At 67.6% G+C, this 15,226-nt stretch carries 12 protein-coding genes and 1 tRNA gene; 5 read left to right on the top strand and 8 right to left on the bottom strand.

What is annotated here, in order from left to right:
• The first annotated feature begins 117 nt into the window (after positions 1-117).
• Complete coding sequence (locus B3547_RS19515) at positions 118-1,914, top strand: DEAD/DEAH box helicase (RefSeq protein WP_292966137.1); 1,797 nt, start codon at positions 118-120, stop codon at positions 1,912-1,914.
• A gap of 23 nt (positions 1,915-1,937) precedes the next feature.
• On the opposite strand, the gene B3547_RS19510 is transcribed toward B3547_RS19515, so the two are convergent.
• Together B3547_RS19510 and B3547_RS19505 are read right to left on the bottom strand one after the other, a co-directional pair.
• On the bottom strand, positions 1,938-2,069 hold the full coding sequence (locus tag B3547_RS19510) for a hypothetical protein (RefSeq protein WP_255352114.1): 132 nt from the start codon (positions 2,067-2,069) through the stop codon (positions 1,938-1,940).
• Positions 2,070-2,179: 110 nt separating this feature from the next.
• Positions 2,180-3,565, bottom strand: a complete 1,386-nt coding sequence (locus tag B3547_RS19505) for a carotenoid oxygenase family protein (RefSeq protein WP_292966133.1) — start codon at positions 3,563-3,565, stop codon at positions 2,180-2,182.
• A 56-nt stretch (positions 3,566-3,621) separates the two neighbouring features.
• On the opposite strand from B3547_RS19505, the gene B3547_RS19500 reads away from it, so the two are divergent.
• Entirely contained in the window at positions 3,622-4,167 is a 546-nt protein-coding gene (locus B3547_RS19500) for a TetR/AcrR family transcriptional regulator (protein WP_292966130.1), read from the top strand.
• Positions 4,168-4,171: 4 nt separating this feature from the next.
• Here B3547_RS19500 and B3547_RS19495 read toward each other — a convergent pair whose 3' ends face one another.
• Complete coding sequence (locus tag B3547_RS19495; protein ID WP_292966127.1) at positions 4,172-4,792, bottom strand: TetR/AcrR family transcriptional regulator; 621 nt, start codon at positions 4,790-4,792, stop codon at positions 4,172-4,174.
• A gap of 77 nt (positions 4,793-4,869) precedes the next feature.
• Here B3547_RS19495 and B3547_RS19490 point away from each other — a divergent pair, with 77 nt between their 5' ends.
• On the top strand, positions 4,870-6,903 hold the full coding sequence (locus tag B3547_RS19490; RefSeq protein ID WP_292966124.1) for an NADPH-dependent 2,4-dienoyl-CoA reductase: 2,034 nt from the start codon (positions 4,870-4,872) through the stop codon (positions 6,901-6,903).
• Positions 6,904-6,964: 61 nt separating this feature from the next.
• Here the strand turns inward: B3547_RS19490 and B3547_RS19485 are convergent.
• Together B3547_RS19485 and B3547_RS19480 are read right to left on the bottom strand one after the other, a co-directional pair.
• A tRNA-Asn gene (locus B3547_RS19485) sits at positions 6,965-7,039 on the bottom strand.
• 76 nt (positions 7,040-7,115) lie between these two features.
• Positions 7,116-7,895, bottom strand: a complete 780-nt coding sequence (locus B3547_RS19480; protein WP_125955689.1) for an NAD kinase — start codon at positions 7,893-7,895, stop codon at positions 7,116-7,118.
• A 128-nt stretch (positions 7,896-8,023) separates the two neighbouring features.
• Here B3547_RS19480 and B3547_RS19475 point away from each other — a divergent pair, with 128 nt between their 5' ends.
• Positions 8,024-9,319, top strand: a complete 1,296-nt coding sequence (locus tag B3547_RS19475; protein ID WP_292966119.1) for a putative bifunctional diguanylate cyclase/phosphodiesterase — start codon at positions 8,024-8,026, stop codon at positions 9,317-9,319.
• Between the two features lie 9 nt (positions 9,320-9,328).
• On the opposite strand, the gene mfd is transcribed toward B3547_RS19475, so the two are convergent.
• From mfd to B3547_RS19460, 3 genes are all read right to left on the bottom strand, one after another.
• Positions 9,329-12,838, bottom strand: a complete 3,510-nt coding sequence (gene mfd, locus B3547_RS19470; protein WP_292966116.1) for a transcription-repair coupling factor — start codon at positions 12,836-12,838, stop codon at positions 9,329-9,331.
• 31 nt (positions 12,839-12,869) lie between these two features.
• The gene (locus B3547_RS19465) at positions 12,870-13,136 is read right to left on the bottom strand and encodes a succinate dehydrogenase assembly factor 2 (RefSeq protein ID WP_124807322.1); all 267 of its coding nucleotides are present in this window, start codon (positions 13,134-13,136) and stop codon (positions 12,870-12,872) included.
• Positions 13,137-13,337: 201 nt separating this feature from the next.
• Positions 13,338-13,742, bottom strand: coding sequence for a host attachment protein (locus B3547_RS19460; protein ID WP_292966113.1), 405 nt, complete (start codon positions 13,740-13,742; stop codon positions 13,338-13,340).
• Positions 13,743-13,908: 166 nt separating this feature from the next.
• On the opposite strand from B3547_RS19460, the gene B3547_RS19455 reads away from it, so the two are divergent.
• Positions 13,909-15,226 (top strand): ATP-dependent DNA helicase RecG (locus B3547_RS19455; protein WP_292966173.1); only part of this gene is annotated, 1,318 nt, incomplete at its 3' end.

Here is a 15,226-nt window from a genome sequence, read left to right as displayed (position 1 = left end):
TTGATTGACTTTCGTGCCCGGCCACCTACCGCGCGCTTTCATACCCAGTTCATCCGGCGGATCGTTAGAGCACGTCGCCCGCGGACTGCTCCCAATCCAGCCGAGAAGCCCTGTTCCATGCCGTTTTCGACCCTTCCTGAATCCGTTGCCGCCGCGCTTGCCGAGCGTGGCTATCAGGCGCCCACCCCTGTGCAGGCAGCGGTGCTGGAGCCGGAGGCGCAGGGGCGCGACCTGCTCGTGTCCGCGCAAACCGGTTCCGGCAAGACGGTGGCGTTCGGCGTCGCCATGGCGGAAGACCTGCTCGCCGCCCGCGGGATTCCCGATGGCGCGAAGGCGCCGCGCGCGCTGGTGATCGCCCCCACACGCGAACTGGCGCTGCAGGTCAGCAAGGAACTCGCCTGGCTGTTCGGCAAGGCGGGGCTGCGCATTGTCACCTGCGTCGGCGGGATGGACCCGGTGCGCGAACGGCGCGCGCTGTTCCAGGGCGCGGACATCGTCGTTGGCACGCCCGGCCGCCTGCGCGATCATCTGGAGCGCGGCGCGCTCGACCTCTCTGCCGCCGCCTTCGCGGTGCTCGACGAAGCGGACGAGATGCTCGACATGGGCTTCCGCGACGATCTCGAGGAACTGCTCGACGCCACGCCCGAAGGCCGCCGCACCTTCCTGTTTTCGGCGACGATGCCCAAGCCGATCCAGGCGCTGGCCAAGCGCTATCAGCGCGATGCCTTGCGCGTCTCGACGATCGACGAACGGCAGGGCCATGGCGACATCGCTTACGAGGTGGTGGCCGTTTCGCCGGCCGACATCGAGCACGCCGTCATCAACCTGCTGCGCTTCCACGAAGCGGAAACGGCGATGCTTTTCTGCGCCACGCGCGACAATGTGCGGCATCTTCACGCGACGCTGGTCGAACGCGGCTTCGCCGCCGTGGCGCTTTCGGGCGAGCACAGCCAGAACGAGCGCAACCATGCACTTCAGGCGCTGCGCGATGGCCGCGCACGTGTCTGCGTGGCGACCGACGTGGCCGCGCGCGGCATCGATGTCGCCACGCTCAGCCTGGTGATCCACGTGGAGGTGCCGCGCGATGCCGAAGTGCTGCAGCACCGTTCCGGCCGCACCGGCCGCGCCGGGCGCAAGGGCACCGCCGTGCTGATCGTGCCCTATCCGCGCCGTCGCCGGGTGGAGGGCATGTTGCGCGCCGCGCGTATTTCCGCCGACTGGATCGCGGTGCCCGATGCCGAGGTGATCCGCCAGCGCGACCGCGAACGCCTGCTCGAAATTCTCACGCAACCGGTGGAAGCGAGCGAGGCCGATCTCGCGCTGGCCGGCGAACTGCTGTCCCGCCGCGACGCGATCGAGATTGCCGCCGCGCTGGTGCAGGCGCACCGCAAGGCGATGCCCGAGCCCGAGGAATTGATCGACATCTCCACGCGCGAAGGGAAGCCGGAGCGGGGCAAGGAGCATCACCGCGAAGGCTTCGACGATATCGTATGGTTCCGCATGGACATCGGCCGGCGCCAGAATGCCGATCCGCGCTGGATTCTGCCGCTGCTGTGCCGGCGCGGACATATCACCCGCAACGAGGTGGGCGCGATCCGCATCGCCGCCAACGAGACCTGGTTCCAGATTCCTCGAACGCTGGAAGCGCGCTTCGTCGCGGCGGTGAAGCGCACCGCGCGCGAGGATGCCGGCGATGAGAGCGGCGTCACGATCGAACTGGCGGCCGAGCCGCCGCGCGATACCGCCCGGCGCAACGCGCGCCAGCAGCGGGGTGGCCCCAACGATGGACCCAACGACAGGCCCCGTCCGAACGGCCCGCGCGGCAATCACGGCGCGCCCAAACCGCATCGGCCAGGCGGCCCAGGCTCCGAAAAGCGCCCGCACCGCAAGGGCAAACCGGCGCACGCGCGTTAGGATCACGCGCTCGGATTGTGTTCTCAGCCCGGTGTGACCAACGGCGCCAGCGCGATGACCGCGCCGGTCAGGGCAATCAGCCCGCCAATGGCAAGCTGCGCGGGGGGCACGATCTGCCGCACGGGCAAGGCGATGGCGTTTTCGATCTGTTTCATGCGTTCATGATGGGGGTGGCCGCTGCGAAAGTCTCGCGGATTTCCCCGATCACTGTGATCCACGATCTTGCTGGCGCTTTTACGAGGCGAAATCTCCGCGTGCGGTGATGTCAGCCCGGCACCCAGTTGCCGTGGAAGCCTGCCGGCACGCGATGCGGCAGGTGGACCACGCCCACTGGCGGTTCCTCGAAGCGCATCGCGTCCAGCACCACGAAGTCGGTGGTGTCGTTCGCCATGTCGACAACGAAGCCCACCAGCCAGCCTTCGCCCTCCGCCGCGTCTTCCGATGCGGGGACGAACACGAATTCGCCCGGATGCCGGCGCGGACCGAAATCGTGAACCTGCCGCGTGCCTTCCACCAGATCGTGCCGGAACAGCCGGGTATCACCGATGAATTCCGCCGCCGGATCGGTGGGCACGGCCATGGCATAGGCATAGCGATAGGGCTGGCCGAAGCGGCGTTCGTCGGGACGGGGGAATTCCTGCGGGGTGGAATCGATCGTGGCGATCGCCACCGTCCCGGTCACGGGATCGATCGTCCAGCGCTCCAGCCCGCGGGCCGCGCCGTCCGGGCCGACGGCTTCCGGGCCGAACATCGTGCCATAGGCGCAGACATCCATGATCACCGCGCCGTCCGCCCGGTCGTAGGCGTTGGCGACGTGGAACACGCTGCATGGCTCCACGTCGCACCAGATCACGTCTGACGCCGCGCCGGTTCGCGGCAGCAGGCCCACGCGCGCGCGGTGCTGCGGGTTCCAGCGGTAGGGGAAGGGTTTGCCCGCCATCGCAGCCGGCAGCGAGAAGGTCACGGGCAGGTCCAGAATCACCACGTAGCGCGCGGTGATCGCGCAATCGTGGATCATGGGGCCGTGTTCAACCGGGATCGCCAGTTCGCGCGTCACCTTGCCGTGAGCATCGACGACGACATGGCGGACTTCGCCCGGATTATGCGCGCTGTAGCAGATCGCGTGGTTCTCTCCGGTCAGCGGGTCGAGATGCGGGTGCGCGGTGTAGGAGCCGAGCAGCGTGCCGCCGAAGGCATCGTACTGCTGGTCGCCCAGCGTGGGGCCAAGCTTCACCGGATAGCTGCCGGCTTCGACCAGCGCGTAAGTCTGTCCGCCGATCGCAAGGACATTGGTGTTCACGGTGTCGAACAGGTTGCGCGGGCCGGGGGCCTTGGGCACGCCAAGCGCCTCGGCCACCCGTTCCGACCGAATCCAGCGGTTGCGATACCACTGCGCCCTGCCGTTCGCGAGTTTTAGCCCGTGGACCATGCCATCGCCGGAGAACCAGTGATAATTGGCCGGATCGGGTGCAATCGGGTTGGGGCCGATGCGCAGGTAGCGGCCGTCGAGCGCGGCGGGGATCGTGCCGTCCACGGCGAGGTCGGTGATCGTGTGTTCCGCCGTCATCGGGCGGTGGATGCCGGAAAGGAAGGGATGGTCGGAAACGGGAACGGGGGCACAGGCCAGTTCCTCGTCGATTTTGGTGGCCATGATCGTCTCCCTATGTTTACGGTGTGAACATGACGAATAATGATAACAGTGTCAACATGAATCGGAAGTACCACCACGGCGATCTGCGCGCGGCACTGATCGAGGCGGGCCTGCGCTTGCTTGAAACGCGCGCGGCGGACGATCTCTCGCTGCGAGAAGTGGCGCGCGCCGTGGGGGTCAGCGCGACCTCCGTCTATCGCCATTTCCCCGACAAGGCTGCCCTTCTGGCGGCGCTCGCGGCGGATGGGCTGGAGCGGCTCGGCGCGGCGCAACGGCAGGCGGCTGTGGCAGCGGGCGGCGGAGCGGCCGGCTTTGCCGCGACGGGGCGGGCTTACGTCCGCTTCGCGCTGGCGAACCCGGCGCTGTTCCGCATGATCTTTACGTCGGCTCCGCCCTCGGCCGATCATGTCGATGGCACCGACGCGATGGCGTTCCTGCGGGCCAACGCCGCGCAGGCGGCGGGCGCCGCGCCGGACAGTCGCGCGGCCGAGGTTCGTTCGATCTGGGCGTGGAGCCTGGTCCACGGGCTTGCCATGCTGATGCTCGACGGACAGGTGCCGGCGGACGAGTCTCTGGTGGACGAGGTCGTTGCCCTAGGCTGACGGGCTACCCGTCCGGCTGCCGGGATAGGAGGGGGCGGGCGCCGCGCGTGATGAGGCGCGCCGCTTCGTGCCGCATCCGTTCGAACCCCGGCGCGTCGCCCAGTTTGTTCGCCATGTGGAGCACGATCAGCCCGTGCAGCGCCGCCCAGTAGGACTGCGCGATTGCGTCGGGATCGCCTTCCAGCAGTCCTTCGGTCACCATGTCGCGCACATAGCCTGTCATCGTCATCCGCGAACGCGCTTCGGCGCGGCGCAGGTCGTCGGTGCGTTCGCTGTCGGGCTGGTTGTAGGCGAAGATGAGCTGATACGCCGCCGGCTCGGTAAAGGCGAAGGCGACATAGGCGTCGCCGATCGCGCGCGAGCGCTGCCACGGATCGTCCGCACTGGCATAGGCGGCCTCGATCCGGTCCGAAAAGCGGTCGTGTGCGGCGGCGCGCGCGGCGGCCAGCAGTTCGCCCTTGCTGGCGAAATAGCGGTAAAGCGAGGCCGCCGTCCAGCCTATCTCCGTCGCGATCGAGCGCAGCGAGGTGCCGTCGATGCCCCGCGTGGCGATCTGGCGTTCGGTCGTGCGCAGGATGCGTTCGCGCACCGCACCAACCTGTTCCTCTGTCAACGATACGGCCATGGCCCTTGCGATACTAAACGACGTTTATTATGCAATTGCTAAACAGTGTTTAGCAATGATCCGGGAGGAAGGATTCCATGAACGCACCTGTCCGCTATCCGCACGTGTTCTCCGAGCTGGCGATCGGCCCGCATCGGCTCAAGAACCGGATCATCATGGGATCGATGCATACCGGCCTGGAAGACGTGCCGGATGCCGCCGAAAGGCTTGCCGCCTATTTCGTCGACCGCGTGAAGGGGGGAGTCGGCACGATCATCACCGGCGGCATTGCGCCGCACGTCACGGGCGGCGTCGGCGCGAAACTATCCGAACCGTCCGAAGTGCCGCTGCACCGGCACGTAACCGACGCCGTCCACGCCGCCGATCCCGACGTGAAGATCTGCATGCAGATCCTCCATACTGGCCCCTTGGCCCATACCCCGGATTGCGTCGCGCCATCGCCGGTAAAGTCGCGCATCGGCGCCCATGTCCCGCGCGAACTGGATGAAGCGGGGATCGAGGAGATGATCGCCGCGTTCGCCAATTGCGCGAAGCTGGCGCGGGAAGCGGGCTACGACGGCGCCGAGATCATCGGTTCGGCGGGCTACCTGATCTCCACCTTCCTCGTCGAAAAGACCAACCAGCGCACCGATCGCTGGGGCGGTTCGTGGGAAAACCGGATGCGCTTTCCGCTGGAAGTGGTGCGGCGTGTGCGCGTGGCGGTTGGCCCGGACTTTCTGCTGATCTTCCGTATCTCCGCCATGGACATGCTTCAGGGCGGACTGGCGTGGGACGAGGTCGTCTCGCTGGCGAAGGCGCTGGAAGCCGAAGGCGTCGACGTCATCAGCACGCATTTCTGCTGGCATGAAAGCTTCGTGCCCACGATCGCGACGATGGTGCCGCGCGCAGCCTTCACGCAGGTGACCGGGCGGCTGCGCAAGGAATTGTCGATCCCGCTCATCACCAGCAACCGCATCAACATGCCCGATGTGGCGGAAGCCGTCCTTGCGCGGGGGGATGCCGATCTCGTTTCGATGGCGCGGCCGATGCTGGCCGATCCCGATCTGGTCAACAAGGCGCGCGAAGGGCGCGAGGACGAGATCAACACCTGCATCGGCTGCAACCAGGCCTGCCTTGACCATACCTTCACCCGCCAGCTGACCTCATGCCTCGTCAACGCACGGGCCTGCCGCGAAACGGAGATCGTGATGCGCCCGGCGCAGCCGCGCAAGCGGATCGCGGTGGTCGGCGCGGGGCCGGCCGGCCTCGCCTTCTCGACGCTCGCGGCGGAACGCGGGCACGACGTCACTCTGTTCGATGCGGCGGATGAAATCGGCGGGCAGTTCAATCTCGCCAAGCGCATCCCCGGCAAGGAGGAGTTCCACGAGACCCTGCGCTATTTTCGCCGGATGATCGATGTGCATGGGGTCACGCTGAAACTGGGTACGCGCGTCGATGCCGCGATGCTGGCGGACGGCGGCTTCGACGAGATCGTGATCGCCACGGGTATCGCGCCGCGCCGGCCCGATCTGCCCGGCATCGATCATCCCAAGGCCGTGCGTTACATCGATGTGATCGCGGGCGCGGCACAGGTCGGCCGCAAGGTGGCGATCATGGGGGCGGGCGGCATCGGCTTCGACGTGGCGGAACTGATCACCCACCAGGGCACGTCCGCCGCGCTCGACATCGATGTGTTCGCCCGCGAATGGGGCATCGATTTCCGCAACCATCCGCGCGGCGGCGTGACCGGGGTGGAACCGGTAGTGGCGCGCAACGATCGCGAGGTCACGCTGATGCAGCGCAAGGCGACCACCGTGGGCAAGGGTCTGGGCCGCACCACGGGCTGGACCCATCGTCTTACGCTTCAGCGCCGTGGCGTGCGCATGGTCGGCGGCGTCGAATACCTGCGCATCGACGATGCCGGGCTGCACACGCTGGTCGAAGGGCAGCCGGTGTTGTTCGATGTCGATACCGTGATCGTATGCGCCGGCCAGGAACCGGCGCGCGGATTACACGATGACCTGGCGGCGGCGGGCATCCGCTCGCACCTTGTCGGCGGCGCCTGTGAAGCGGCGGAGCTCGATGCCAAGCGCGCGATCCGGCAAGCGACCGAATTGGCAATGGAGGTGTAAACGCGGTTTGTGTGGCTTCGCTGTTTCTCCCTTCCGGCGCTCTGGCGCGAGGAAGGGGAAGTGGCTCCCTGAGTAGGATTCGAACCTACGGCCGCTCGATTAACAGTCGAGAGCTCTACCGCTGAGCTATCAGGGAGCAGCCCCGGTTGCCCGGGGCAGGAGCGCGCTAATAGCAGGCGATCCCGGTTTTGCAAGCGCTCGATTGATGTTTTTTAGGCGAGAAACTGCTCCGCGAAAATTCGCTCGTCGAGCGAGCGACCCCGGTCGAACAGCAGGGTCAACTGGTGTTCGGGCCAGGCGCGCACCTCCACGTGAGCCACGTCGCGCAGTTCCTTCTGGTCGGCCACCACGGCCACCGGGCGCTTCACGGATTCGAGCACGCGGAACGAAATCCGGGCGTTGTCGGGCAGGATCGCGCCGCGCCAGCGGCGGGGCCGGAACGGGCTGATCGGGGTAAGCGCCAGCATGTTCGAGCCGAGCGGCAGGATGGGGCCGTTGGCGGAAAGGTTGTAAGCGGTGGAGCCTGCGGGCGTGGCCACCAGCACGCCGTCGCACGCCAGTTCCTGCATCCGCACCTTGCCGTTCACGGTCACTTCCAGCTTCGCGGTCTGGCGCGTTTCGCGCAACAGCGAGACTTCGTTGATGGCGCAGAATTCGTGTTCGGTACCGGCGTTGGTGATCGCCTTCGTCTTTAGCGGGGAGACCGCGATGCGGCGCGCGCGGGCGATGCGTTCCTCCAGCGGGCGGCTGCTCTTGTAGCGGTTCATCAGGAAGCCGACGGTGCCCAGGTTCATGCCATAGGCCGGAACGACGCGGCCGGTATCGAGCATGTGATGCAGCGTCTGGAGCATGAAGCCATCGCCGCCAAGCACGACGACCGTGTCCGCTTCCTCGAAGGGCACCCATTCGCACAGCGCGCGCAGATCGCGTTCGGCTTCCTGAGCGCGGTCGGTAGGCGACGCGCAAAGCGCGAGTCGAGCGGATTCCGACATTGGTCCTCGATCCCCGGTTTCTCTCGCTGCGCGTGATATGGAGCGCGGCCTCTTGTTGCAATGCAAAACGGACGGGTCGCCGCAGGATCGGAACGGTTTGGCAAGATTGTTCGGGCACAAGCCGGGCAATGGACGCTTTTCCCAAACCGCTTCCCGCGCCGGTCGACGATCGCGACATGCTGACCGGACTGCCCGGCGTCGATGCCGCCTGCGCGTGGCTTGATCGCACGGGGCAGGATGGCTTTGCCCAGGCCATGCTGGTGGGCCTGCACCGGTTCCAGTCGGTGAACCTGGCCTATGGCAAGGCGGCGGGCGATCGCGTGCTGGCGGAGATCGCGCGGCGGATCGTTGATTTCGCGCGCGAGGAACTGGGGGCGCAGAGCTTCGTTGCGCGGATGGGCGGCGGCGAGTTCCTGGTGGCTTCCACCGTCGCCGCCAGCCGGGAGCGTTGGCAATGGCAGGCTGAAGCCCTGGCGCGGTCGATCGCGCGGCCGATCCCGCTGGCCGGCGACCAGTTGCGGCTCGCCCCGCGCACGGCGCTGCTGCGCGGGCAGCCGGGCGAACGCGGCGCACCGATGCTCGACCGGCTCGATCAGGCGCTGCTCAGCCTGCAACGCGGGGCGGGGCGACGCATCCTTTGGGCGGATGGCTCCCACGCAGTGCGTGGCCGCAGCGCCGCGCGGCTGGAGGCGGACCTTATCGGCGCGCTCGACCGGTCGGAGATATCGCTGCTGTTCCAGCCGCAGTTCACCGTGGCCGATGGCCGCCTGATCGGCGCGGAGGCGCTGGCGCGCTGGCGCCATCCGGAACTCGGACTCGTCGGCGCCGAAACGCTGTTCGCGATCGCCGAGAGGGGCGATCACATCAGCCAGCTGTCGCACCACATCGCCGAACGCGCGCTGGCCGAGGCGGCGGACTGGCCGGACGACTTGCGCCTCTCGCTCAACGTCACGGCCGAGGACTTCGCGGTGGGCGACCTCGCCGCCGCGATGCGCGCGCTTGTCGCCTCATCGGGCTTTCCGGCGGAACGGCTGACGCTGGAGATCACCGAACAGACGCTGATCGCCGACTTCGAGGCCTGCGCCGAAACGCTGCGCGAACTGGCCGGGATGGGCATGCGCGTCGCGCTGGATGACTTCGGCACCGGCTTCGCCAATTTCCGCACCCTGCGCGCGCTGCCGCTCGATGCGCTGAAGCTCGATCAGTCGCTGGTGCGCGATATCGCGCAGGACCCGCGCGACCGGGCGATCCTGCGCGCGATCGTGGCGATGGCCCGCGCGCTTGATCTGAAGGTCGTTGCCGAAGGCGTGGAAGACGCGGCGCAACTGGCGGTGCTGAACGAGGAAGGCTGCGCGGTGTTCCAGGGCTTCCTGCGCTCCGGCCCGGTCGATGGCGCGGCGCTGGTGGCCATAGCCCGCGACTGACGCAGGGCTTCAGCCCTTCGCGGCGCGCCGGGCGATCGCGGACAGGCCCTTGGTCAGCTGCACCAGCCCGTTTAGCCGCGCTTCGGCATTGCCCCATGCGCGCGAAATCACCAGCTTCATGTCCGGCCGCAGCTTGGCCGTGCCCTTCAGCCGTTCGACATAGGCGACAAGGCCGGCCGGATCGGGGAAGCTGTCGTTGTGGAACGAGACGAGCGCGCCCTTCTGGCCGACGTCGATCTTGGCGATCTGCGCCGCGATCGCCTGCCGCTTGATCTCGATCAGCTTGAGCAGGTTCTGCGTGGGGCCGGGCAGGGGGCCGAAGCGGTCGATCATTTCGGCCGCCAGCGCTTCCACCGCGTCCGCGCCCTCGGCATCGTTCATGCGGCGATAGAGCGCCATGCGCACCGCCAGATCGGGCACGTAGTCCTCGGGGATCATGATCGGCGCATCGACCGTGATCTGCGGGGAGAGCGCCTCGCGTTCGCGCGCCAGGCCGATGTCGCCCGCCTTGGCAGCCAGGATCGCGTCTTCCAGCATCGACTGGTAGAGTTCGAAGCCCACTTCCTTGATATGGCCCGATTGCTCGTCGCCCAGCAGGTTGCCCGCGCCGCGCAGGTCCAGATCGTGGCTGGCGAGCTGGAAGCCGGCGCCGAGCGAATCGAGATCGCCCAGTACCTTCAGCCGCTTTTCCGCGACTTCGGACAGCGCCATGTCCTCGGGATAAGTGAGATAGGCATAGGCGCGCAGCTTGCCGCGCCCCACCCGGCCACGAAGCTGGTACAGCTGCGCCAGTCCGAAGCGGTCGGCGCGGTGCAGGACGATGGTGTTGGCGCTGGGAATGTCGATCCCGCTTTCGACGATGGTGGTCGAAAGCAGCACTTCGTACTTCTTCTCGTAGAACGCGCCCATCCGGTCCTCGACCTCGGTCGGGCTCATCTGGCCGTGCGCGGTGACGAAGCGGATCTCGGGCACGTTCAGCCGCAGCCACTCCTCCAGCTCGGGCATGTCGGCGATGCGCGGCACCACGATAAAGCTCTGCCCGCCGCGCTGGTGTTCGCGCATCAGCGCCTCGCGCATCACCACGTCGTCCCACGGCATCACATAGGTCCGCACGGCCAGGCGATCGACCGGCGGGGTCTGGATCGTGGACAGTTCGCGCAGGCCCGACATTGCCATCTGCAGGGTGCGCGGGATGGGCGTGGCGGTCAGCGTCAGAACGTGGACGTCGGTCTTCAGCTCCTTGAGCTTTTCCTTGTGGCCCACGCCGAAGCGCTGTTCCTCGTCCACGATCACCAGGCCCAGCCGCTTGAACTGCACCTGCTTGGACAGCAGCGCGTGCGTGCCGATCACGATATCGGTCGTGCCGTCTGCCAGCCCGGCGCGGGTCTCGCGCGTTTCCTTTTCGGGAACGAGGCGCGAAAGGCGGCCGATGTTGAGCGGGAAGCCGGAAAAGCGTTCGACGAAATTGGCATAGTGCTGGCGCGCCAGCAGCGTGGTCGGCGCGATCACGGCGACCTGCTTGCCCGCCATCGCCGCGACGAAGGCGGCGCGCAGCGCGACCTCGGTCTTGCCGAAGCCGACATCGCCGCAGACCAGCCGGTCCATCGGCTTGCCTTCCACCAGATCGCCCAGCACGTCGTCGATGGCGCGTTCCTGGTCCTCGGTCTCGTCCCACGGGAAGCGGTCGACGAAGGGACCGTAGCTGGCGGGATCGGTCGGCAGCACGTCCGCCTGCCGCAGGGCGCGCGCCGCAGCGGTGGCCATCAGTTGCCCGGCCATTTCCAGAATGCGCTCGCGCATCCGCGCCTTGCGCCGTTGCCATGCCTCGCCGCCCAGCTTGTCGAGCGCGACGCCGTCGCTTTCATTGCCATAGCGCGAAAGGACGTCGAGGTTCTCGACCGGGATATAGAGCTTGTCACCGCCGGCGTAAGTGAGCTGGACGCAATCGTGCGGGCTGTCGCCCACCTTGATCGCTTCCAGCCCCTCATAGCGGCCGATGCCGTGGTCCATGTGGACCACCAGATCGCCGGGGTTGAGCGCGGACAGTTCGGCCAGGAACGCGTCGGCGTCCTTGCGCTTTTTCTTGCGGCGCACGAGCCGGTCGCCGAGGATGTCCTGCTCGGTCAGCAGCTCCAGTTCGGCGTTGGCGAAGCCCTGCTCCAGCGGCAGCACCACGGCGACGGGGCGGCCGGAGGCGGCAATGCCCAGCGCTTCCTGCCAGCTTTCCGCCAGCGCAGGCGGCGCCTTGCCGGCTTCGCCCAGCAGCGAGGCCAGACGCGCGCGCGATCCGGCGGTATAGGCGGCGATGACCGGCTTCAGCCCGCGCGTGCCCAGCGCGGCAAGGTGCTTCGCCGCCGCCTCGTAGATGTTGCCGCTCGATGCCGCGCCCGCTTGGCCAGAGCCGGCCTGCGCCCGTTCGGGCGTGAAATCGCGCGAGCTGGAAAAGCCGAAATCGACGACCTGTTTCGATTCCGGCTCGGCGAAGATCGAGGTGCGGTGGACCGGCCAGCCGGCCAGCGCGCGGTCGAACTCGTCGCGCGTCAGGTACAGCGCGTCCGCGGCCAGCGGGCGATAGGTGCCGGGGCTGCGCTGGGCGCTATCGATCCGCGCCTGGTGGTAGTCGGCGATGTCGGCCAGCCGCGTTTCCGCAGCCTTGGCCGCCGCTCCGTCGATCAGCACGAGATCATCGTCGCCCAGATGATCGAACAGCGTGACCAGCCGGTCTTCGAACAGCGGCAGCCAGTGCTCCATGCCGGCCAGCCGCCGGCCCTCGCTGACCGCCTGATAGAGCGGATCGCCGGTGGCGTTGGCGCCGAACAGTTCGCGATAGCGCCCGCGAAAACGCTTGATGCTGTCCTCGTCGAGCAGCGCCTCGCTGGCCGGCAGCAGCAGATGCGTTTCCACCGGCTGCACACTGCGCTGCGTGTTCGGATCGAACAGCCGCAGCGTTTCCAGCTCGTCGCCGAAGAAATCGAGCCGCAGCCCGTGGTCGAGCCCGCTCGGGAAAATGTCGAAGATCGATCCGCGCACGGCATACTCGCCGGCATCGACGACCGTATCGGTGCGCGAATAGCCCTGCCGCTGGAGCAGCGCGATCAGGCTTTCGCGCCCGATCTCTACGCCCGGCGTCAGCAGGCGGGTGGATTCGCGGATGCGGAAGGGCGTCAGCGCGCGTTGCAGGACGGCGTTGATCGTGGTGACGATCAGCTGCGGCCCGCCGCGTTTCTGCTGCAACTTCTGCAATGCCGCCAGCCGTCGTGCGCTGACCGAGAGCGCGGGGGAGGCGCGGTCGAACGGCAGGCAGTCCCACGCCGGGTATTCGACGACTTCAAGGTCGGGCGCGAAAAACGGTGCGCTTTCGGCGATCGCGCGCATCGCCGCGTCGTCCGGGGCGATGAACACCGCGCGGCCCTTCACCGCGCGCGCCAGATCGCCCAGCACCAGCGGCTGCGCCCCGCGCGCGACCGAGGCGAGCGTCAGCGGAACGGCGGCGGAAAGGATGCGGTTCAGATCGGGCATGGAAGAGCAGCGGCGCTAGGGGAAGAGCGGATCAGCGCGGAATGTCGACGTAGTCGAGCTTGCGCATGGCTTCCATCATGGGGCCGGCGTATTCGTCCGGAATGATCTGCGTGCCCAGCGCCCAGGCCATGATGTCCACGTCGTCCTCGTCGATCAGGCGCTCGAACAGGGCGATTTCGGTTTCGCTCCAGCTGGCGTGGAAGCGGTCGAAGAAGCAGCCGATCATGTAATCGGCCTCGCGCGTGCCGCGATGCCAGGCGCGGAACTGCAGGCGGCGGAGGCGGGCGTCGTCAGTCATGATGCGGGCGGTTAGGCCATCGTCGCGCAGGACTCAAGCGCGGCGGGCGTTTTGAGCGCCGTATTCGGCCAATGCTGGAAAAGAATCCCGGCGATCGACGCATGTTCGCGCACGAAAGCACCCGGCGGCGTCCTTCCCCCATACCGCCGGGTGCCACACGGGTCCTTGCCCCCGTGATCTGGATGGGTGCGAATGCGGGCTTCAGCGGGCGCGCAGCGCCGCCAGGATGTCGCTCGGCTGCCTGCCGATCAGGTCTTTCGACAATTCGCCCGTCAGAACCTGCCGGGTCAGGGGCGAATAGTGGTGGCGCAGTTCGCCCAGCGTGCGCGGTGCGGCGATTACCACGGCGTGTTCGATCTGACGGCTGGCGACTTTGGCGTTGAGCCATGCGGCGACGGCGGCAGCGTGGGCGTCCTCGTCCAACTGGTGGCCCGAAGGATTGCCGGAACTGGAACCGTGCCGGGTGCCGGAGCCGTGATTCTGTTCCACCAGATGCGGCACGGGCAGGGCAGCGAGTTCCGGCGCGGCCTCGTTCCCGGCGTTGCGGTAAATCTCCCATGCCTTGCCATCGGCAAGCACGATCACGGCACCATGGGGAAGCAGCATTGGTTTTCGACTCCCTTTGTTATCGGGAGTGAACAAGCGCGCGGATCGCGATCGTTTCCATGCGCTGGGTCAAAATTGGGCGGACTGGGGGCAAAAGCCGGCCGGTCCGGCGGAAGGCCTGCCGCCGCGCTGGCGCTCCGGCTTCACGCCGACTATGTCGGCAGCGATGCGCCCCGATCTGCTCAACCCGCTGTTTGCCGAGGCCGCCAGCCTGAAAGGCGTGGGGCCGGGGCTGGCCCGTCCGCTGGAGCGCCTCGCGCTGACGCGCGTGCGCGATATCGCCTATCACCTGCCCGATCGGTTCGTGCTGCGCCGCGCGGTCGCCAATCTCGACGAGGCGAGCGTGGGTGAACAGATCGTGGTGGCGCTGACCGTGCGCGAACACCGTGCCTCGGCCGGCCGCGGCCCCTTCCGCGTGATGGCGGAGGACGTGTTGGGCAATGTCGTCGCGCTCACCTATTTCGGCCGCTCGTCCTATACCGCGCGCAAACAGTTGCCTCCGGGCGAGACGCGCTGGATCGCGGGCCGGCTCGACCAGTTCGGGCAGACGCTGCAGATCGTCCACCCCGATCATGTCAGCGAGGAAAGCGCTGGCGCGTTCGGGCAATTGAACGAACCGGTCTATCCGCTGGCCGAAGGATTGACGCAGGGCCGGGTGCAGGCGCTGGTCCATCAGGCGATCGGCCTGCTTCCCGATCTGCCCGAATGGATCGAGCCCGGCCTGTTGCAGAAGATGGACTGGCCGGCGTGGAAAGCGGCGCTGACCGAGGCGCATCGCGGCGAGAACGTCCTCGCGCGCGATCGGCTAGCCTACGACGAACTGCTCGCCAACAGCCTGGCACTGATGCTGGTGCGCGCCAGCAACCGCGAGCGCGCGGGCACGCCGCTTCAGGGCGACGGGCATTTGCGCGCCAAGCTGCACCTGCCGTTCGAGCTGACCGGCGCGCAGAAGCGCGCGATTGCCGAGATCGAAGGCGATGTGGCGCAGGGCGCGCCAATGTTGCGGCTGCTGCAGGGCGATGTCGGCTCGGGCAAGACGGCGGTTGCACTTCACGCCATGCTGATCGCGGTGGAAGCGGGCGGGCAGGCCGCGCTGCTGGCGCCCACCGAAATCCTCGCGCGCCAGCACCACGCCACGCTCACGCGCATGGCCGCCGGCACCGGTGTGGAAATCGCGCTGCTGACCGGGCGCGACAAGGGCAGGGCGCGGGAATCGATCCTGATGGGGCTGATGGACGGCTCGATCCACATCTGCGTCGGCACCCATGCGATCTTTCAGGAGACGGTCAGCTATCGCAATCTGGCGCTGGTGGTGATCGACGAACAGCACCGCTTCGGCGTTGGCCAGCGCCTGATGCTGACGCAGAAGGCACGGCGCACGCCGCATTGCCTGGCGATGACGGCCACGCCCATTCCCCGCACGCTCACGCTGGCCCAGTACGGCGAGATGGACGTCTCGCGGCTCGACGAGATGCCGCCGGGCC

The sequence above is a fragment of the Novosphingobium sp. UBA1939 genome (assembly GCF_002336885.1).
GTDB lineage: Bacteria > Pseudomonadota > Alphaproteobacteria > Sphingomonadales > Sphingomonadaceae > Novosphingobium.
The sequence above is the reverse complement of the archived record's forward strand: the minus strand, read 5'-3'. Positions and strand labels throughout refer to the sequence as shown.